This window comes from Kitasatospora sp. NPDC057904 (genome assembly GCF_042887925.1).
Classification (GTDB): Bacteria; Actinomycetota; Actinomycetes; order Streptomycetales; family Streptomycetaceae; genus Kitasatospora.
This window is the reverse complement of sequence record NZ_JBHVOL010000004.1, coordinates 260562-279255: the sequence shown is the minus strand read 5'-3', so window position 1 is coordinate 279255 and position 18694 is coordinate 260562. Positions and strand designations below refer to the sequence as shown.

At 72.7% G+C, this 18694-nt stretch carries 16 protein-coding genes; 8 read left to right on the top strand and 8 right to left on the bottom strand.

What is annotated here, in order from left to right; translation table 11 throughout:
• The 5 genes from ACFVSN_RS13030 to ACFVSN_RS13010 all read left to right on the top strand — a co-directional run bounded on the left by ACFVSN_RS13030 (position 1) and on the right by ACFVSN_RS13010 (position 7444).
• Positions 1–3165, top strand: coding sequence for a type I polyketide synthase (locus ACFVSN_RS13030; protein WP_387955279.1), 3165 nt, complete (start codon positions 1–3; stop codon positions 3163–3165).
• 53 nt (positions 3166–3218) lie between these two features.
• Positions 3219–4436, top strand: a complete 1218-nt coding sequence (locus ACFVSN_RS13025; RefSeq protein ID WP_380444890.1) for a cytochrome P450 — start codon at positions 3219–3221, stop codon at positions 4434–4436.
• 47 nt (positions 4437–4483) lie between these two features.
• Positions 4484–4948 carry a nuclear transport factor 2 family protein gene (locus ACFVSN_RS13020; RefSeq protein WP_380444889.1) on the top strand — a complete coding sequence of 155 codons (465 nt, stop codon included), beginning with the start codon at positions 4484–4486 and terminating at the stop codon, positions 4946–4948.
• A gap of 75 nt (positions 4949–5023) precedes the next feature.
• On the top strand, positions 5024–5824 hold the full coding sequence (locus ACFVSN_RS13015) for an oxidoreductase (RefSeq protein ID WP_387597602.1): 801 nt from the start codon (positions 5024–5026) through the stop codon (positions 5822–5824).
• 246 nt (positions 5825–6070) lie between these two features.
• The gene (locus ACFVSN_RS13010; protein ID WP_387954970.1) at positions 6071–7444 is read left to right on the top strand and encodes an FAD-dependent oxidoreductase; all 1374 of its coding nucleotides are present in this window, start codon (positions 6071–6073) and stop codon (positions 7442–7444) included.
• A gap of 13 nt (positions 7445–7457) precedes the next feature.
• Here ACFVSN_RS13010 and ACFVSN_RS13005 read toward each other — a convergent pair whose 3' ends face one another.
• A complete protein-coding gene (locus ACFVSN_RS13005; protein WP_387954968.1) occupies positions 7458–9161 on the bottom strand; it encodes a serine/threonine-protein kinase in 1704 nt (567 codons plus the stop codon).
• 50 nt (positions 9162–9211) lie between these two features.
• Here ACFVSN_RS13005 and ACFVSN_RS13000 point away from each other — a divergent pair, with 50 nt between their 5' ends.
• From ACFVSN_RS13000 to ACFVSN_RS12990, 3 genes are all read left to right on the top strand, one after another.
• Positions 9212–9694, top strand: coding sequence for a hypothetical protein (locus tag ACFVSN_RS13000; RefSeq protein ID WP_387954966.1), 483 nt, complete (start codon positions 9212–9214; stop codon positions 9692–9694).
• Between the two features lie 382 nt (positions 9695–10076).
• The gene (locus ACFVSN_RS12995; RefSeq protein ID WP_387954964.1) at positions 10077–10427 is read left to right on the top strand and encodes a cupin domain-containing protein; all 351 of its coding nucleotides are present in this window, start codon (positions 10077–10079) and stop codon (positions 10425–10427) included.
• 153 nt (positions 10428–10580) lie between these two features.
• The gene (locus tag ACFVSN_RS12990; protein ID WP_387954962.1) at positions 10581–11657 is read left to right on the top strand and encodes a response regulator transcription factor; all 1077 of its coding nucleotides are present in this window, start codon (positions 10581–10583) and stop codon (positions 11655–11657) included.
• Between the two features lie 10 nt (positions 11658–11667).
• Here the strand turns inward: ACFVSN_RS12990 and ACFVSN_RS12985 are convergent, their stop codons facing one another.
• The 7 genes from ACFVSN_RS12985 to ACFVSN_RS12955 form a co-directional block, all read right to left on the bottom strand.
• Complete coding sequence (locus ACFVSN_RS12985) at positions 11668–13248, bottom strand: CocE/NonD family hydrolase (RefSeq protein ID WP_387954960.1); 1581 nt, start codon at positions 13246–13248, stop codon at positions 11668–11670.
• Positions 13249–13356: 108 nt separating this feature from the next.
• Positions 13357–13890, bottom strand: coding sequence for a GNAT family N-acetyltransferase (locus tag ACFVSN_RS12980; RefSeq protein WP_387954958.1), 534 nt, complete (start codon positions 13888–13890; stop codon positions 13357–13359).
• A 7-nt stretch (positions 13891–13897) separates the two neighbouring features.
• The gene (locus ACFVSN_RS12975; protein WP_387954956.1) at positions 13898–14767 is read right to left on the bottom strand and encodes a hypothetical protein; all 870 of its coding nucleotides are present in this window, start codon (positions 14765–14767) and stop codon (positions 13898–13900) included.
• Positions 14768–14769: 2 nt separating this feature from the next.
• Positions 14770–15279: a hypothetical protein gene (locus ACFVSN_RS12970; RefSeq protein ID WP_387954954.1), complete on the bottom strand. Its 510-nt coding sequence runs from the start codon at positions 15277–15279 to the stop codon at positions 14770–14772.
• Positions 15276–16727: a Gfo/Idh/MocA family protein gene (locus ACFVSN_RS12965; protein ID WP_387954952.1), complete on the bottom strand. Its 1452-nt coding sequence runs from the start codon at positions 16725–16727 to the stop codon at positions 15276–15278. The genes ACFVSN_RS12970 and ACFVSN_RS12965 overlap by 4 nt, the downstream gene beginning before the upstream one ends.
• Before the next feature lie 4 nt (positions 16728–16731).
• Positions 16732–18069 (bottom strand): MFS transporter, encoded by a 1338-nt coding sequence (locus ACFVSN_RS12960; protein ID WP_387954950.1) that lies wholly within the window; start codon positions 18067–18069, stop codon positions 16732–16734.
• A gap of 34 nt (positions 18070–18103) precedes the next feature.
• Positions 18104–18487, bottom strand: coding sequence for a glycine-rich domain-containing protein (locus ACFVSN_RS12955; protein WP_380493591.1), 384 nt, complete (start codon positions 18485–18487; stop codon positions 18104–18106).
• Between the last annotated feature and the right edge of the window lie 207 nt (positions 18488–18694).

Genomic DNA, 18694 nt, shown 5'->3' with positions numbered 1-18694 from the left:
GTGGTCGACGCTCCGGACGCCTCCGGACGCCGGCCGGTGAGCGTCCACTCCCGGCCGGAGGACGCGCCCTCGGCGCAGACGTGGACCCGGCACGCCACCGGTCTCCTCTCCGCCGCCGGTCTCCTCTCCGCCGGAGGCGGGGAGCCGGAGCACCCCGTGGTGTGGCCGCCGGACGGCGCGCTCGCACTGGACACGTCCGGCCTCTACGCGGAGCTGGCCGCCGCGGGCCTGAGTTACGGGCCGTTGTTCCGGGGGGTGCGGCGGGCGTGGCGGCGCGGTGCGGAGATCTTCACGGAGGTGTCGCTGCCGGAGGAACGCACGCACGAGACCGGCGGCTTCTCTCTGCATCCGGCGCTGCTGGACGCCGCACTGCACGGTGCCGGCCTGGGCGGCCTGGTCGAGAGCGAGGGCGGGGCCATGGTGCCGTTCTCCTGGAGCGGCGTGTCGCTGCACGCGGCCGGGGCGTGCGCGCTGCGTGTCAGGCTGGCGCCGGACGGGCCCGGCAGCATCGAGGTGGCCGCCTCGGACCTGGACGGCCGGCCGGTGATGTCGGTACGGGGCCTCGCGCTGCGGCCGATTTCCCGCGAGCAGATCCGCGCCACGCAGAGTGTCAGGGACGGCGCTGTCTTCCGGGTCGACTGGGCCAGGACGGCGGCACGCGACGCGGTGCCGGTACAGCGCTGTGCGGTCGTGGGTCCGGGCGGTGACGGGTACGCCGGGGCTCTGGAGGCCGGTGGTGTCCGGGTGGGCCGCTTCGCCGGTGTGGCGGACCTGGGGGACGCGGTCGCCGCCGGTGAGGCGGTGCCGGATGCCGTGGTCGTGGTCCTGGGGCCGGGCGCGGGGTCGGTCGTCGCGGCGAGCCACGCCGCCGTCCACGAGGCGTTGGTGGTGGTCCGGTCCTGGCTCGCCGACGGGCGGTTCGCGCAGGCACGTCTCGCCTTCGTGACGAGCGGCGCGGTGGCCGCGCGCCGTGAGGAGGACCCGTCGGCGCTGGCCCACGCGCCGGTGTGGGGCCTGGTCCGGTCCGCGCAGACGGAGCATCCGGGCCGCTTCGTGCTGATCGACGTGGACGGTGAGGACGGGTCGTCGGGCGCGCTGAGCGCCGCGCTCGCCTGCGGCGCGTCCCAGGTGGCGATCCGCTCGGGCGCGCTCCTCACCCCTCGGCTCGCCAGGGCGGCGGGGGGCGGCGTGCCCGGGGATCTCGCGCTCGCCCCCGAGGGCACCGTGCTGGTGACCGGGGGCACGGGGGGCCTGGGCCGACAGGTGGCCCGTCATCTGGTGGAGCGCCACGGCGTACGGCACCTGCTCCTCGCGAGCCGTCGCGGCCGGGCCGCCGACGGGGCCGCCGAGCTGGTCGCGGAGCTGGCGGAGCTGGGCGCCGAGACCACCGTGGCCACCTGCGACGTGTCCGACCGGCAGGCGCTGGCGCAGCTCCTCGCGGGCGTGCCCGCCACGCATCCGCTGAGCCTGGTGGTGCACGCGGCCGGTGTGCTCGACGACGGGGTGCTCACCTCGCTGGCCCCGGAGCAGCTGGACAGAGTGCTGCGGGCCAAGCTGGATTCCGCGTGGCACCTGCACGAGCTGACCCGGGACAGCGACCTCGCCGGGTTCGTCCTGTTCTCCTCGGCGTCCGGTGTCCTGGGCGCCGGGGGGCAGGGCAACTACGCGGCGGCGAACGTCTTCCTCGACACGCTGGCGCAGCACCGGTCCGCCCAGGGGCTGCCCGCCGTCTCGCTGGCCTGGGGGCCGTGGGAGGAGAGCAGCGGCGGCATGACCGGTACGGCGGCCCGGAACCCGCTCGCCCGGCTCGCACGCTCGGGGGTGGCCGCCCTCTCCTCCGAGGAGGGCCTGGACCTGTTCGACGTGGCCCGGTCGGGTGCCGAGGCATCGGTCGTCCTGATGCACGTGGACACCGTCGCGCTGCGTGCGGCGGGCCGCGAGGAGGTGCCGACGCTGCTCAGGGGGCTCCTGCCCGCGCCGCCGCCTGCGCCGACTACGGCTACGGCTACGGCTACGGCCCGCAGGAACCTCGCGGATCTCGGCGCGGAGGAGCGGCGGGAGGAGTTCCTGGATCTGGTGCGGACGCGCGCCGCGAGCGTGCTCGGCCACACCGACCCCGGGGCCCTGGACGTCTCCCGGCCGTTCCTGGAGGCGGGGTTCGACTCGCTGACCGCCGTGGAGCTGCGCAACGCCCTGAGCGAGGCGACCGGCCTCCGTCTTCCCGCCACGATCGTGATCGACAGCGCCACACCGGCCGGGCTCGCCGAGCGGCTCGACGCACTGTTCGGCGCGAGCCGGTCCGGGCAGGACGCCGTCGCACACCGGACGCAGGACACCGTCGACGTGCTGTACCGGCAGGCATGCGCACAGGGCAGGATCGGTGACGGGAACGCGTTCCTGGTGGCCGCCGCCCGGCTGCGGCCGACGTTCACGGCGTCGCAGGACGGGGCCGTGCGGGAACCGGTCCGGTTGTCGAGCGGCCCCGAGCGCCCCGCCCTGGTCTGTTTCCCCACCGTGGGGGCCTCGTCGAGCCCGCTCCAGTACGCCCATTTCGCCGCGGCGCTCGCGGGCGTCCGCGAGGTGTCCGCGATGCAGGTGCCGGGCTTCGTCGAGGGTGAGGCGCTGCCCGCCGACTTCGCCACCATGGTGGAGACGCAGGCACAGGCGGTCCTGCGCCACACGGCCGGCGACCCGTACGTCCTCGTCGGCTACTCCTCCGGCGGCTGGCTGGCCAACGCGGTGGCGGGCCGTCTGGAGGAGACGGACCGCGGCCCGTTGGGCGTGGTGCTGCTGGACACGTACTTCGCCGACAGCCGGCTCCCGCTGATCCAGCCCGCGCTGACCCGGGGCATGTTCGACCGGGAGGAGTCGATCGGCAGGATCGACCACGTGCGGTGGACCGCGATGGGCGCGTATCTGGGCATGTTCGCCGGCTTCTCCCCGGCACCGACCCGTGCGCCCCATCTCCTGGTCCGCGCCACGGTCCCGCTGCCTCCGGTGGACGGCTCCCCCGAGGTCCCGGCGGACGTCTGGGAGCAGGACCCGGCGTTCCCGATGGCCGTCCGGGAGGTGCACGGCGACCACTTCACGATCGTGGAGGACGACGCCGGAGCCGCCGCCCTGGCGGTGCACCGATGGCTCTCCGCCCCCCTTCCCGGCCTGTGACAGGCGTTCCGCATCCGCACCACGTCCCCATCACGACGAGAGAGGTTCTGACCATGACTGAGCAGTCGACGACGACCGGCACGGAGCTGCACGAGTACCCGATGAGGCGGGGCTGCCCCTACCACCCGCCGACCGAGTACACGGAGCTGAGCGAGCAGGGCCCGCTCTCCCAGGTGGAACTCTACGACGGCCGGGTCGCGTGGCTGGTGACCCAGCACAAGGAGACGCGGGAGATGTTCGCCGACGCGAAGCTGTTCTCCTCCGACCACGACAACCCCGCCTTCCCGATCCTCGCCGAACGGGAGAAGAACTTCCCCGAGTTCACCCAGGAGCTGTTCGGTCTGGACGGGGAGCGGCACAAGGCCCGCCGGCGCATGCTGCTGCCGCGTTTCACCGCCAAGCAGGTGGAGAGGCTGCGTCCGATGATCCAGGAGGTGGCCGACGAGCTCATCGGCGACCTGCTGCGGCACGAGACTCCGGTCGACCTGGTCGCGGTGCTGGGCAGGCCGCTGCCGTCGCGGGTGATCTGCAAGATGCTCGGCATCTCCTACGAGGAGCACGAGCTGTTCGAGGTGCACGCCCAGGGGATCATGCAGGCGCCGGACCTGGAGCAGGCCGTCACGGCCGGCCGGGAACTGCTCGACTACCTGGTGAAGGTGGTGGACGCGAAGCGGGCGAACCTGAGCGACGACCTGTTGAGCACGCTCATCAGGGACCGGCTGAACACGGGTGAGCTGACGTCGATCGAGGTGTCGAAGCTGATGGTCGCCCTGCTGATCGGCGGTCAGGAGACGACCACGAGCATGATCGGCCTGGGCACCCTGACGCTGCTGCAGCACCCTGACCAGCTGGCGATGCTGCGCGAGGACCCGGAGCTGGTCCCCGGCGCGGTGGAGGAGCTGATGCGCTTCCTGTCCATCGCCGACCTGACGACGCTGCGGGTCGCGACCGCCGATGTGGAGGTGGCCGGGCGGACGATCAAGGAAGGGGACGGTGTCATCCTGTCCACCGCCGCAGCCAACCGCGACACCCGGGCCTTCGAGAATCCCGACGTGTTCGACATACGCCGGGACACCCAGGGCCATCTGGCCTTCGGTCACGGACCGCACCGCTGCCTGGGAGAGAACCTCGCGCGGGCCGAACTGGAGATCCTGTTCACCGCTCTCTTCGAGCGGATCCCCACGTTGCGCCTCGCGGTGCCGATGGACGAGGTCTCCATGAAGGTCGGCATGACGCTGGAGGGCCTGCACGACCTCCCCGTCACCTGGTGACCGCTCCTCCACGCCCATCCCCGACCGATCCCGGTAAGGAACAACGCATGGACGACCGCACCGCCGTCATCGAGATCTGCGATCGCACGGGGTGGCACAGCGACCGGCGCGAATGGAACGAGGCCCGCGCCCTGTTCGCTCCCAAAGTGCTCCTCGACTACACCAGCCTGCTCGGCGGGTCACCGACCACGGTGACGTCGAAGGAACTCGTCGACTCCTGGGTCGCGGTGCTCGGTGGCTACGACTCCTCCCAGCACTTGATGACCAGTCACCTGGTGTCGTTCGAGGGCGCCACGGCCGAGTGCACGGCCTCCTTCCAGGCGACTCACCGGCTGGACAACCCCATGGGCTCCCCGCTGTGGCGCATCGGCGGAACCTACCGCTTCCATCTCGTGCGCTCCGGCGGCAACTGGAGGATCGACGAGCTGGCGATGACCATCCTCTGGACGGAGGGGAACCGGAACATCCTGGACCTTGCGGCGGAACGGCAGTCGCAGAAGCCGACGAGCTGATCATCGCCCGGCCACCGGGCCCCGTGCCACCCCGCGGGGCCATCACTGAAGCACCGTCGAAGACAGGAAAGCGTCATGTCCTACGAAACAAACGCGTCAACGAGTAAACGGGGTAAGCGCGCGCTGGTGACAGGCGGTACCCGCGGTATCGGTTTGGCGATCGTGCGGAGGCTCGTCGCCGAGGGGGCGACCGTGGTGACTTCGGCACGGAAGGAGGCCCCCGGGCTCCCGGACTCGGCACACTTGGTGATCGCCGATTCGAGCAGCCTGGAGGGCGTTCAGCAGCTGGCCGACACGGCTCTCGAACTACTCGGCGGTGTGGACATTCTGGTCAACAACGCGGGTGGGGCGAGCAGCGGCGGCATGCCGCACCTGGGCGGGTACTCCACGATCCCTGACGAGGACTGGATCGAGGCACTCAAGACGAACTACCTCGCTGCGGTCCGGCTCGACCGGGCCGTCCTGCCGTCGATGATCGAACAGCGCAGCGGGGTGATCATCGAGATGGCATCGACGACCGCCCAGCGGCCGGTCGGCGCCCTGCTCCATTACGGAGCGGCGAAGGCGGCGCTCCTCCACTACGCGAAGGGACTGGCGGCCGAGGTCGCCGGGTACGGGATCCGCGTCAACAGCGTCCTTCCGGGACTGGTCAGGACCCCGGCCATGGACATGGTCGCGGACAGTATCAGGGGTGCCACCGGGCAGGACGGCGACGATGTCGTCCAGATGATGGTCGAGATGGAGGGCGCACCGATGAAGGGCGTCAGCGAGCCGGAGGATGTCGCCGACCTCGTGTCCTTCCTGACCTCGGACCACGCCGCCCGCATCACCGGCTCCGGCTACGTGATCGACGGCGGGGCGCTCGCGCGGGCGTAATGCCGTATACGCGGGGCGGATGCTCTGGACGAGGTGCTGTGGTACCGCAGGGCGGGGGCAGGAGAGACGGCCGCTTCCCGCCCTCGCCCTGCGGTGTCAGGCGCACAGGCCGCGGCGTCGGAACGCGGTCGGCGTCGCTGCTTCCAGTCGCACCCCGGAGGCGCTGCCAGGGGCGACGCCGGTTTGACGGGCGGCGATCATCGGACAGTAAGATCGCTCCGCAACACGACGCGAAGGGGAGCCTCAGTGGCGCGGGTTGCAGTGATCGGTGGCGGTATCAGCGGGCTGGGGACAGCGCTCATGCTGGGCCGGCGGGGCCATGTGGTGACGCTGTTCGAACAGGACACACGGGCCGCCGGTGAGGACCTCGACCGGGACTTCTACGACTGGGCCAGGCCCCGGGTGCCCCAAGCCGACCAGCCCCACTCGTTCCTCGCGCCGGTGCGCACCGTGCTGCGGGCCGAGGCCCCGGACGTCTACGCGGACCTCCTGGCGCGCGGCGCCCACGAGTACCACGACTTCGACTGGTTCGACGCGCACCCGCCGCAGCGGGACGGCGACGAGGACCTGATCACCCTGCGCACCCGTCGCATCGTGCTGGAGGCCGCCCTGACCGCCGCCGTGCAGCGGGAAGCCGCCGTCGACGTGCGGCGCGGCTGCCGGGTGCGCGGCCTCGCCTTCGCGGCGGACCGTCCCACCCGGGTCACCGGCGTGGAGACGGACGCCGGGACCCACCCGGCGGACCTTGTCGTCGACGCCGCCGGCCGCCGCTCGCCGGTGCCCGGCTGGCTGACCGCGGCCGGCTGCCGCCCGCCCGTGGTCGAGAGCCACCGCGCCGGGATCGCCTACCTGTGCCGCTGGTACCGCCTGCGCCCCGACGGCCCGCGCGACCCCGGGCGCGTCAAGACGGGCTCGGTCGCGCCGTTCGCGATGGCCGGCGTCTTCCCGTCCGACAACGACACCTTCGCGCTGAGCATGGTGCTCTCCACGGCCGACCCGACCCGGGGCGCGCTCACCGACCCCGCCGTGTTCGAGGCCGTCCTCCGCCGCTTCCCGGCCTGCGCCGCCTGGCTCGACCTGGCCCCCGAACCGCAGTCCGCCGTCCTGGCGATGGCCGGCCTGGACAACCGCTGGTCCTCACTCGTCGACGCGGACGGGCCCGTCGTCACCGGCCTGGTCAACGCCGGGGACAGCCTCGTCCACACCAACCCCACCCTGGGCCACGGCGTCGCCCTCGGGCTCCTGGCCGGCCAGTACCTCGCCGCGCACGCCGACGAGGTCGCCGCCGACCCCGCCGGCTACCACGCCTGGAGCACCCGGACCCTCCGGCCGTGGTTCGACGCCCAGGTGAAGGCCGACCAGACCAACGCCCAGCGCCTCGCCGACGCCGCACCGGCCACGGACGTGCGGGCCGCCGCCGTGGCCGCGTGCGCCTTCGAGGACCCCGTCGTCATGCGCGCCCGGGCCCACGTGCGCCACCTCGTCCACACCCCCGACACCGCCTACGGCAGCGACGAGGTGGACCGCCACGTCACGGCCTGGCTGGCCGACCGCCCCGACTTCGCCCCGGCCCACGACGGGCCGACCCGCGCCGAGTGGGACGCGCTGATTCCCGCCTGAGGGCCCGCCGGGGTCACTTCGGCCCGTCGTCCCAGGCGGTGACGGCGAACCGGAGGGGACCAACGCCCGAGGGAACGGCCACGATCCTCAGGACGACCGTACGGCCCTTGCGGGTCTGGTAGCAGAACTGTTTGCCGGGGACCAGGGGGCCGCTGTCGGCGGCGCCGTTCTGTTTGATCTGGACCTTGCATTCGCCGGAGCTCGGACCATAGTCGTCGAAGGGGCGGGCGGCCGCCGCCAGGGCCGGTCGCGCCCGCTCGACCCCCAGGCTCGGCGCGCCGGCCGCGTTCCACCGCACCGCCAGATCGGCGGGATCCGCACCGACCACCGGCCGGTCCGCGTCGAGGTCGATGGAGGCGGCCTGAGCGGAGTCGACGGTGACATCGACCGGTCCGTACTTGACGGGAGCGGTGGACTTCTCGTCGGGGACGTCCAGCGCCGCGAACGAGAGGTAGGCGATATAGAGGCCGACGACCAGGAACGACACGGCCACCAGACGTCGTCGTCGCCTGGGCCTCGCGGGCGCGTGCGAAGCGGGGGGAACGGGGACCTGGGGGGCGTAGGCGGGCGGCGCGGGCGGAGCGGGGGCCTGGGGAGCGACGGCCGCCAGGAAATCGGGATCCAGGACGCGGGTCGGCGCGGGCGGCTGCGGCCGGGGCAGTACGACGGGTGCGGTGGCGGGGGCCGTGGGCAGGTACTCGGCCGGGGCTGGCGCGGGCGCGGCGGGCTCAGGCACCGCAGGCTCGACCGGGCTCTCCTCCGCCGGCGGCCCCTCGACCGGCGCGTCCCCGTCCAGGAGCCGGCGGACGGCCGTCTCGCGGCGCCGGATCTCCCCCGCCAGGGGTGCCGGCAGCCAGTGTTCGAAGGCCCGGAGGGGCCGGGGAAGGACACGGTTGCAGAGGTCCGCCAGCTCCTCGGGCGTGGCCCTGGCCGCCGGGTCGGCGTGCAGGCAACGGGCGAGCAGCGCGCGCAGCTCGGGCTGGTAGCCCGAGAGGTCCGGGGGCCGGTACTCGGTGTTGGCGATGCGCGTGGCGAGGGTGATCGCGCTGCCCTCCCCGTACGGGTGCCGCTCGGTGGCGGCGACGGCGGCGATCAGGCCGAGCGCGAAGACGTCGCCGGCCTGGGTCACCGGTTCTCCGAGCGCCTGCTCCGGGGACATGAAGTGGGGCGTGCCGATCATCGAGCCGCTGGCGGTCAGCCGGGTGCCGTCCTCGGCCCGGGCGATGCCGAAGTCGATGACCCACGGGCCGTCGGAGGCGAGCAGGACGTTGCTGGGCTTCAGGTCCCGGTGGACGATCCCGGCCGCGTGCACCGCGCGCAGCGCCTCCGCGACGCAGCCGACCACCTGGAACACGGTCGTCAGGGGCAGCGGCCCGAACCCGCCGAGGGCCTGGTCCAGTGCGAGGCCGGGAACGTAGCGGCAGGCCAGCCAAGGCGTGGTGCCACCGGTGTCGTGGTCGATGACGGGCACCACGTGGTAGCCCTGCACCGTCCGGGCCGCGCGGACCTCCTGCTCGAACCGGCGGCGGAACTCCCCGTCGCGGGCGAACTCCTCACGGATCACCTTGATCGCGACCGGCTGGCCGCCACGCGTCCGGGACAGGTACACGGCCCCCATGCCGCCCTCGCCGATCCGGCGCAGCAGCGGGTAGCCCGCGACGTCGCGCGGGTCGCCCGGCCGCAACGGCGGCATGCCCGTGTGGTCCTGACTGGTCACCGCTGCTCCCGCTCCCCCGGCATCGTCGGATCACCGTCGGAGCACCGTCGATGATCAAGGACGATGCTACCGACGCGGCAGTGAGCTACGGTCGCCGTGTGGAGAATGAGGTGTTCCCGCCGTACCCGGTGCGGGACGTGCGGGCCCGGTACGTGTGGCAGGCGGGGTGTCCGTCCGACTTCGCTGACGTGACGGTGGACTTCGAGCCCTGGGAGGACGGGATCGTCCTGGAGGTCGCGCACGGGGCGGAGCTCGTCGGAACGATCCCGGAGGGTGAACTCCGCTCGTGGCACGAGTCGTTCGTCGAAGGCATCCGCGAAGAGCTGGCCGCACGCGGCGCGGGTGGGGTGGCGCTGGCCGTCGTCATCCACCGTACGGTCATACACGACGTGGATTCGAGCGCACGCTCCTTCCACGCCGCCGGCCGGGTCGCCGTCCGGGAGGCGTTCGTCCGGATCGACGGCCCCGGCCCTGCTCTTGCGGCTCCGTCACGTCCGCATCGTCGTCAGTCCTCGATCCCGGTAAAGACTTGAGCCGACCGTACGGCGGTACCGCCGGGCCCGAGGGGTCGCCGTGCAGCCGGCACCTCCGTCCGGCCCGGCCCGGTCTCGGATGCCGCCGGATCCGGGGCCGGCGTGGAGAACGGGGAGCCCACGGGTCCCTGCGGCTCGACGAGCGGAACGTCGACCGCGGCGTCGGCGTGGGAGAACGGCTGGGCGAGCTGGCGGCGTAGTGGACGCCCGGAATGATCGATCATCCTGACAGGATGTCACCGATCTTCGTCGTTCGTGCCCGCTCCATGCCCCGCCGCCCCTCGCCGGGGACGGGACACCCGCCCGGATTCACGACCGTTTCGGCACCTCGGGGTGTCCCCACTAGGATCGGTGCCTTTCGGATCTCGCGAGGAGAGCCCACGTGGAGTTGTTCCGGTTCGACCGTGCGGACAAGGCCATCGACCGCTTCGACAGCGTGGGCGCGACCGCCGCTCAGGTCGCCGCAGGACCGGGATCCGCCCATCTCACCTATCTGACCATCGGACCGGGAGGAACGATCGGCTCCCATCCCGCCCCGGTTCGCCAGGTCTTCCTGGTGATCACGGGCGAGGGCTGGATCTCCGGTCCGGACGGGCACCGGATTCCCGTGTCGGCCGGCGACGGTGTCCGCTGGGAGCCCGGCGAGGACCATGCGTCCGGCACGGCCACCGGTCTCACCGCTCTCGCGCTGGAAGGCCCGTCCCTGGACGTGCACCTGCCCGACCGGTCGTGACCTCGTCACCGGGCCGGCGACGCACCGAGCACCACCTGGAGCGCCGACTCGGCGCGCCCCCGACTGGCCGGAACCACGCCCGTCGGGAGGAGGAGTGGGGGCCCGCCGATCGGCGCGTGGTCGGGGCACGAACCGGGTGTTAGGTTCCGCGTCATGGGGTTACGGAACGCGCGGGCCGCCGCCGAGGCGGGTGCCATCGAGGGGCTGCGGGAGCTCGCCGCGGCCGCCCTGCCGACCGACCGGACCTTCCGGGCGGCGGACGAACTCCTGCGCCCGGTGCTGGAGTTCGACGCCGTCTGCTGGCACACCGCAGACCCGGCCACCGGGCTCGTCACCTCGGTGCAGAGCGAGGACCTGAGCCTCGCCGCGTACGACCACGCCGTCCAACTTGAGGTGTGGACCGACGACTTGGCGACATTTCCGAAGATCCGCCGGGCCGGCCGCCGGGCCGAGACCATCAGCCACGCCAGCCAGGGCCGGCCCGGATGCAGCGTCCGCTACCGCGAGCAGATCCGCCCGGCCGGGTTCGGCGACGAGCTGCGCGCCTGCTTCGACGCGGCGGGCGGCATGTGGGGCTGCGCGGCGTTCATGCGCGCGCCCGACCGCGGCCCGTACCCGGCGCGGCAGCGCAGGTTCGCGGACCTCGCGGCGCGGCACCTCGGCAACGCCCTGCGCGCCTCGCACGTCCCGCCGTCCGGTCGGGTGGGTGAGGATGGTGACCGCGCGCCGGCCGTGATCGTCCTCGACCGGGCCAACCGGCTCCTCGCCCTCTCCGGCCCCGCCGAGGACCTGCTCGCCCGGCTCGCCGACCCGACGCCCACCGCGCTCGACGTGCCCACCGCCGTCGCGATGGCCGCCGAGCACGCCCGCCGCGCGGCCCACGGACTGCCCGCGTCCCAGCTGCCGGTGCGGGTGCAGACCCGCGACGGCCGCTGGTACGTGCTGCACGGCTCCGCACTTCGCGGCGCGGGTGTGGCGGGCCAGGCGACGGTGGTCGCCTCCCCCGCCACGCCCGCCGAGACGGTGCCGCTCTACCTGGCCGCGTACGGGCTGACCGCGCGCGAGCAGGAGGTGGCCCTGCTGCTCGTGCGCGGCTGCGACACCCGTGAGGTGGCGCGGACGCTCGCGATGGCGCCGTACACCGTGCAGGACCACCTCAAGTCGGTGTTCGCCAAGGCCGGGGTGGCCAGCCGGCGGGAGCTGGTCGCCCGGATCATGCTGGGTGCCTAGTGCCGTGGCCCTAGCGGACCGGGACGGAGACGTCCGCCGGGCCGAAGGTCACCGTGCTGCCCTCGGGCGTCTCGCCGCCGTACAGGTCGTCCCGGGTGCCGAGCACGAGCGCGAGGCGGTGGCCGGCCGGGACGTCGTAGGCGGTGGGGAACAGCGTGACGTCGAGCGGGAAGGGCTGCCCGGCCGGGCGTCCGGCCCAGCTCTGCGGGGCGTGCGCGACGAGGCGGCCGACACCGAGCGCGTCCACGTCGTACAGGTACGCGACGGCCGTGCCCTGCGGCGCCGAGCTGGTGACGGTGGTGTGCACGCGGACCGCGCCGCGCACCCGCAGGCCCTGCCCGTACGGCTCCGACTGGCGGACGGCGGCCGCCGAGCGGTCCAGGAACGGCACGACGACGGTCGGCGGCTGGTGCAGCCACTGGTCGATCATGCCGGAGAGCAGGACGACGCCGCCGCTCGCGCCCGAGGACTCGTCGCCGCGCACGGTGGCGCTGCCGTCGAGGCTCAGCCGCTCGGTGCGGGAGCTGACGGAACTCCAGTCCGGGTACGCCTCGTGCGCGCCGCCCGGGCGCACCTCCAGGTCCACGCCCTGGGGCCCCTGCGAGCCCGCTGCGCCCATCAGATAGTGGTCGAGCCAGCCTCGGGCGTTGTCCCAGGTGGCGTTGGAGAAGCCGAGCAGACCGGTGAACTCCTGGCTCGCGTGGTCGCCCGGGCGCAGTTCGAGGCGCTTGGGGACGGTCAGCCGCTGGTAGAAGTCGGCCATCTGGCCGGGGTTGAAGAAGCTGTCGTTCCAGCCGTTGGCGAGGTAGATCGCGGCGCCGTTGGCGTTGATGCGGTCCAGGTAGGTGGCCGGGGAGCGGACGCCCGCCCACTTGATCACGTCGGGCAGGTCGTGGTCGCCGAACAGGTCGTCCAGGGCGGTCGCGAACTCCGGGCTCTTGCGGCCGGTCAGGTGCTCGATGTTCTCCAGGCGGGTGGCGGCGGCGGTGTGCCGGGTCTGCCCGCTGTAGAGCGCGTCGGTCAGGTCGGCCCAGCCGCTCAGCGAGGCGACGGCCTTGATCCGCGGGTCGAACGCGGCGCCGAGGAGGGTGAGTCCGCCGCCGAGGGAGAGCCCGATCATGCCGACCCGGCCGGGGTCGGCGGAGGTGTTGGCGAGGGCCCAGTCGATCACCGTCGAGATGTCGGCGACGTCCTTGGGCCCGGCGACGTCCACCTGCCCGCCCGAGCCCCAGAACCCGCGCACGGTGTACGTCACGACGACGTACCCGGCGGCGGCGAACTTGTGCCCCTGGGCGACGTACTCCAGGTCGTTCTGCCCCCAGCTCGCCGGCTGCACCACGACCGGGTACCGCCCCTGCGCGTCCGCCCCCGGCGTCCCGGCCGGCGGGGTGAACACGTCGGCCTTCAGCACGACCCCGTCCGAGGCGGTGATGCTCGCCAGCCGGAACCCGCCGAGCGCCGACGCCGACGCGGCGGCCGCGGGGGCGGCGACGGCGGCCGGCGCCACCGCGGCCCCCGCCCCCAGCCCGAGCGCCACGACGAGCGCGACGCTCACCGCCCGGTGTCCGCCACTGCGGTGGGGTCGTGCCATCACGCTGTTCTCCCTACTGCTCACAACATCCGATCGCAGGGAGCCTAACGATCTGACGCCGCCTCAGACGAGACGATGATCAGCCAAACTACTGGCCGGTAACTCATCTCACCGCGGCACACCACCGCGGCGCCGGACCCACTTCAGAAGCGTCTCCGGTTCACCGTGGTCGAGGTCGACCTCGGTACCCGCGAAGAGGAACCCGGCACGTCGGGCCACCGCCTCACTGGCCGCGTTCCCCTCGCCCGTCCAGATGACGACCTGATCCGCCCCGGCGTCCAGGGCCCAGTCACTCAGCGCACGGACGGCCGCCGTCGCAGCCCCCCGGCCCCGGCCGTCCGGAAGGAGGGCGTAGAAGACCTCCGGATGCTCGCGCGTGACGATGATGCCCGCCGTGCCCACGGACTGGCCGTCGACGCGGACGGCATAGCGGCGGCTGACGCCGTCGCGGCTGCGGGCGTGCCCGAGCTCGATGCGTTCGCGGGCCTGCTGTTCGGTCATGTCGGCCCGGTAGAAGGTCCAGCGGACCACGTCGGGCACGCGGGACAGCTGCTGCTCCAACGGCCAGTCGGCGAGCTGCAGTTCCAGGAGCTCGATGCCGTCGGCCCGAAGGGCGGTGGGCGGGAGGGGGTTCAGCGGCATGGCGTGGTCAGCCGTTCGGTCGGGGGTCGGTGTCGACGGCGATTCTCGCAAGGGCGCGCGGGACGTCGAGGAAGAGCGGCGCGTTCAGCCAGGCGAGGTGCCAGAAGGAGATGTCCATCGTCTTCTTGACCGTGCCGTGGAAGGCGAGCGCGGACAGGCCCAGCAGCGGGCGGGCGCGGGGGACGAGCACGAGGACGGGGAGGAAGCCGGCCTCGAATGCCACGGCGGCGGCGGACAGGACCGGCATGAGGTCCTCCCGGCGGCCGAGGGCACGGCCGGCCGGGGTGCCGTACAGGGCCAGCGCGTGGCGCAGCGTGGTCGCGTCCTTGATCCAGTGGCTGCCCGCGTGCAGGAGCTTGGACAGGCCCGACTGGGTGTAGACGGTGGCGACGAACAGCTGGGCGAGCGCTGTCTGCGCCGCCCGCAGACGGGCCTGGCCCGGTGTGTCGGGACGCGGCCGGGCCAGGCTCAGCCGCCGGTGGGTGTCGCCGGCCACGAGCGTGGCGAGCATGATGTTGAGGTGGCTGGTGTAGCCGGCGAAGCCGGGCAGGCCGTAGGCGACTTCCCGGTTGAGCAGGGCGAAGGCGCCGGTGGCGACGACGCCGCTGGTCCTGGGCGCGATGCCGGCCGTCCAGGTGCCGACGGCGGCGAGGGTGAGCGCCTTGAGGGCCCTCACCCGCCGCGCCGTCCTCCGCGGGGCGGGAGCGGGGGTGCCCGTTCGTCGACGGCGGAGCGGCGGGGGCCCGGGTGCGAAGGGTCGCTGTTCGGCGAAGAAGGCGCTGTCGGGCAGGTGGGCGGTGTAACGGATCACTGCCGCGCCGACGGTCCATCGGCTGAGGGCCAGGCGCAGGGCCGGGTCCAGGCTGGTCGGGGGCATGGTCAGCTCCGGAAGCGGTACAGGAGTTCGGTGTCGTGGTGCGGGCGGTCGCGGTCGGCGTCGTAGTCGTCGAGGTCGATCAGCACGCGGTAGAGGTCGAAGCCGGTCCAGCGGGCTCCGTTCGGATTCCTCGGCGCCGCCTTGACCTGGTCGAAGGCTTTCCACGGGCTGTCGTTGAGCCGGTCGACGAGCAGCCCGGAGAACCGTTCCCTGACCGGGCCGGGTGTCTCGGGGTCGAGGTAGATCTGCATGAAGGTGGACGCGACCCGGAAGTGCTCCATCGGCAGCATGCCCCAGACCCGTTGGGGTTCGGTCCGGTGCCCGTGCTCGTCGAGGAGGACGATGCGCATGTGGCGCATGCGGCGCGGGGTGGGCCGGTTGAACATGTTGTAGCTGCAGAACGGCCAGGCCGAGCGGTCGGTGAGGGTGTGATGCAGCTGGACTCCGACCAGGGCGAGGCCGGCGGCGATGTGCAGGTAGCCGCGGGCCGGCAGGCGGCGGAGCGCGGTCACAGCGCGATCGCGACCGGGCCGCGCGCGCTGTCGCGGGTGGCCCAGCTCTCGTAGGCGCCGGCCACCATGGCCGTGGCCAGGCGGTGGGAGGCCAGGGGCGAGGCGAGCCGGTCGGCGGGGATCCGGCCGGCCACGGCGTCCAGGAACTCGCCGGTGATGGTGAGCTTGCCCGGGCCGACGGCGAGCTGCTGATCGGTGACGGTCTCCAGGTCCGCCAGCGAGATCGCTTCGTGCGACTTCCAGTCCTTGCGGAGGTTCTGGTTGCGGAAGACGTGGATCTCGCAGTGCCGGTCACCGCCGATCTCGTGCAGCGGGAGGTAGTCGCGGTCCCAGTCCGGGGCGGACTGCCACAGCGCGACCTTGATCGACTGGAACGGGCCCTGCTTGATCGTGTACGTCTCCTGCTTGACCCGGCCGTTGCTGGTGTAGAGGTTCCGGCCACCGGGCGAGGCCCAGGCACGGGCGGACAGGCTGCAGTGGACGGTGTGCAGGTTGATGCTGGTCAGCGTGCGGCCGTCGCGGCGCAGGGCGGCCATGGCGTGCGCGTCGACCTCGCCCATGTGGTGGTCGGGGGTCTTGGCCGCGATCCGTTCCAGTTCCCGTTCACCGACCGGCAGGGCGCCCAGGGCGCGTTCGAGCAGCGGGTACGGCAGCTGGGCGAGGTAGTCGGCGGGCGTCACGAACTGCGAGGTGATCGTCAGCTCGTCCGGCCCCGGGCTTCCGAGGCGCGTGGTGTCGGCGAGCCAGGCCGCGGTGTCGTAGGCGTGGTAGCCGGAGTGGGCGAGCATGCCGTACCCCAGCGAGAAGGGGTGGTACTCCTGCTCGTACACCTCCCACGGCATGCGCCATTCGCCGTCGCCGTATTCGGCGTTCACGGTGGTGACCGGACAGCCGGTGGCCTCGAAGACCTCGGCTATGAGCTCCCTGACGCGCCGGAACCCCGGGTGGTACCGGCGGTGGGCGACGACGCCGGCGATCTGGTCCGGCCGTCCCGAGGCGCGGTGGAGGGCATTCAGGCCGTCGAAGTCGGTCAGCGTGCCCCTGGCCGCCTCGGCCGAGGAGACCATGCCCGCACGGGCGGTGACCGGCTTGTCGATCAGCACGGACAGGCCGCGCCGCAGGGCCCACTCCACGTATCCGCGGTGCGCGAGGGGCTCGGTCGACACGACGACCGCGTCGATCGAGAGCCTGCCGACCACGTCGTCCAGCAGGGCGAGTTCCCGCCGGTCGAGGGACGGCGCGGCGCTGCCCAGAGCCTTGTCGAACGCGATGACCTCGACGTCGGTGAGGCCGAGGTCGTCCAGGTGCGCGGTGATGCCCGCGGAGCGTTCGGCCAGGTCGACCACCGCCCGGACGGCGACCGGGCGGTGGGCGCGCAGGCCGACCAGGGCGGGCAGGTGGGCCCGCCGGGCGTGCAGGCCCACACCGATGAGCAGGACGTTGATCACAGTGTCACCTCGGAGTTGCTTCGGACGAGGGGGCGCGGCGCGCCGCACGGAAGAGCGGGGCCACCAGGCACAGGGCGACGATCCCACCGGCCGCGACAGCGGCCTTGTACCCGTCGAGCGGCAGCCAGCCGGGCAACGGGCCCCCGCTCCAGGCGAGCGGCATGAGGCAGCCGGCCAGGGCCCCGTACAACTGGAGGGTCGACGAGCTCAGCACGTCCAGCAGCGTGAAGGCCGGCACGGACTGCTCCTCCGGGATCTGCGTGTACAGGTGGGAGTTGAACGCGATGGAGAAGCCGCTCTTGGCGACCTGCACGAGGCTGGAGAAGACGACCAACAGGACACTCGTCGCGAGCCCGTTGTAGGAGGGAACGAGAACCCACCCGCAGAGCAGGACCGCGAGCGCGAGTCCGGCCCGGCGCATCACCGTCCGCGGACCCAGCCGGTCCACGAGCCTGCCCCAGCGGCCGAGGCACCACAGGTTCGCCAGCGTTCGGACTCCGACGGCCGTGGTGAGGACGGCGGCCGGGTAGTGCAGCACGTCGACGGCGTAGACGGTGAGGAGCGGCAGGCCGATCAGCATCTGGCACGTTCCGACCAGATAGACCTTGCGCAGTCCGGGCACCCGCAGGGTGGCCCACACGCCACCGCCCTTCGGCGCGGATCCGCGCGGGACCGGCGACCGCCGTTCGGGAAGGTGCTGGAACTGCCGGGCGGCGAAGACCAGGTAGCCGGCCAGCCCCGCCAGCAGCACGTCGAACTCGGTCTCGGTGAGTCTGCCGCCCAGCAGGAGCGTCACCGCGACGACGCCCGATGCCGAGACCAGCTGGCTCCCCAGCTTCATCCGGCTCACGAAGAACGCGCGGTCCGCGGAGGTGGTGAAGTCACGGACCCACGGGTTCCACGCCACGCCCCAGGAGGAGGCGATGCAGATCTCCGCGCCGAGCACGGCCAGGGCGAACGCCGCGTAGCCCCACGCGGGGGACGCCCGGGTGAGGGGCGCGAGCGCAGCGAACAGCGCCAGGACGGCGACCATCCCCAGGGCGCCGGCCTGCATGGTGCGCCGCTTGCCGATCCGCTCGGCCAGCCGGGTGGCCCAGAGCTGCACGGGATTGCTCAGGACGAGCAGCCCGAGCGCGAGCCCTATCTGCCCCGGCGAGAGACACAGCACCTGCAGGGCGAACAGCTGCAGCAGGTCGGCGGACATGCCGCCGGTGGCGCTGCTGAGGAGGATGATCCCGGCGTTCGCCGCCACCGCTCGGCGCTGCACACCGGTCAGGGCCGGGCGACCGCGGTCCGGGCGGGTCCTGCCCTCGTCCACGGTCGGCGAGGCGATCGCACTCACTGCCGCTCCTGTCGGTCGGGCCCGTCGTCGCGGGCTAGTCGTACTGGTAGAGCGGCTCTCCGAATTCGGCCTGGTACCACTCCATGGTGTTGTCCCAGGCCTGGTAGAGCGCCTGCTCGTCGGCCTTGCCGCGCGTTCCGAAGTACGGATAGTGGTGGAAGTAGTAGCCGAATATCCGGTCGCAGTGCTCGGTGTAGGCGAACGTGTCGAGGATGTGCGCGTGCCAGAATTCGTCGATATCGGCCGAGGGAGGCATGCTCTCGCCCTCGTGCTTCCTCCGCAGGAAGAGCCAGCGCTTGTACAAGGTCTCCGAGAAGTCGGCCTTGTCCTGGGAGATCGGCAGCTGTGAGCCCACGGCGGGGTTCATCAGATTCCACTTGATGAGCCCGAAGTCGAGGCCGAATATGTAGTCCCGCACCTCGTCGAGGCACTCAATGCGCTCCGGCCCTGGAACGACCGTTCGGACCCGACCGCTGCTCGACGTGAGGACGATCTCCCGAACTGCTGTCACCATGACTCAACTCCGTTTCAAGAGAGGGACGGTGGGGCCGCACCACAGCGGCGCGGCCCCACCCGTTCAGCCATCAGCACTCGCAGCGCATCGGGCGCTCGGCGATCTTCCGCT

Bases quoted from the DNA above. Each gene is read 5' to 3' on its own strand.
- ACFVSN_RS13025 (WP_380444890.1), top strand. From the start codon at position 3,219: ATGACTGAGCAGTCGACGACGACCGGCACGGAGCTGCACGAGTACCCG.
- ACFVSN_RS13020 (WP_380444889.1), top strand. From the start codon at position 4,484: ATGGACGACCGCACCGCCGTCATCGAGATCTGCGATCGCACGGGGTGG.
- ACFVSN_RS13015 (WP_387597602.1), top strand. From the start codon at position 5,024: ATGTCCTACGAAACAAACGCGTCAACGAGTAAACGGGGTAAGCGCGCG.
- ACFVSN_RS13000 (WP_387954966.1), top strand. From the start codon at position 9,212: ATGATCAAGGACGATGCTACCGACGCGGCAGTGAGCTACGGTCGCCGT.
- ACFVSN_RS12990 (WP_387954962.1), top strand. From the start codon at position 10,581: ATGGGGTTACGGAACGCGCGGGCCGCCGCCGAGGCGGGTGCCATCGAG.
- ACFVSN_RS12985 (WP_387954960.1), bottom strand. From the start codon at position 13,248: ATGGCACGACCCCACCGCAGTGGCGGACACCGGGCGGTGAGCGTCGCG.
- ACFVSN_RS12980 (WP_387954958.1), bottom strand. From the start codon at position 13,890: ATGCCGCTGAACCCCCTCCCGCCCACCGCCCTTCGGGCCGACGGCATC.
- ACFVSN_RS12975 (WP_387954956.1), bottom strand. From the start codon at position 14,767: ATGCCCCCGACCAGCCTGGACCCGGCCCTGCGCCTGGCCCTCAGCCGA.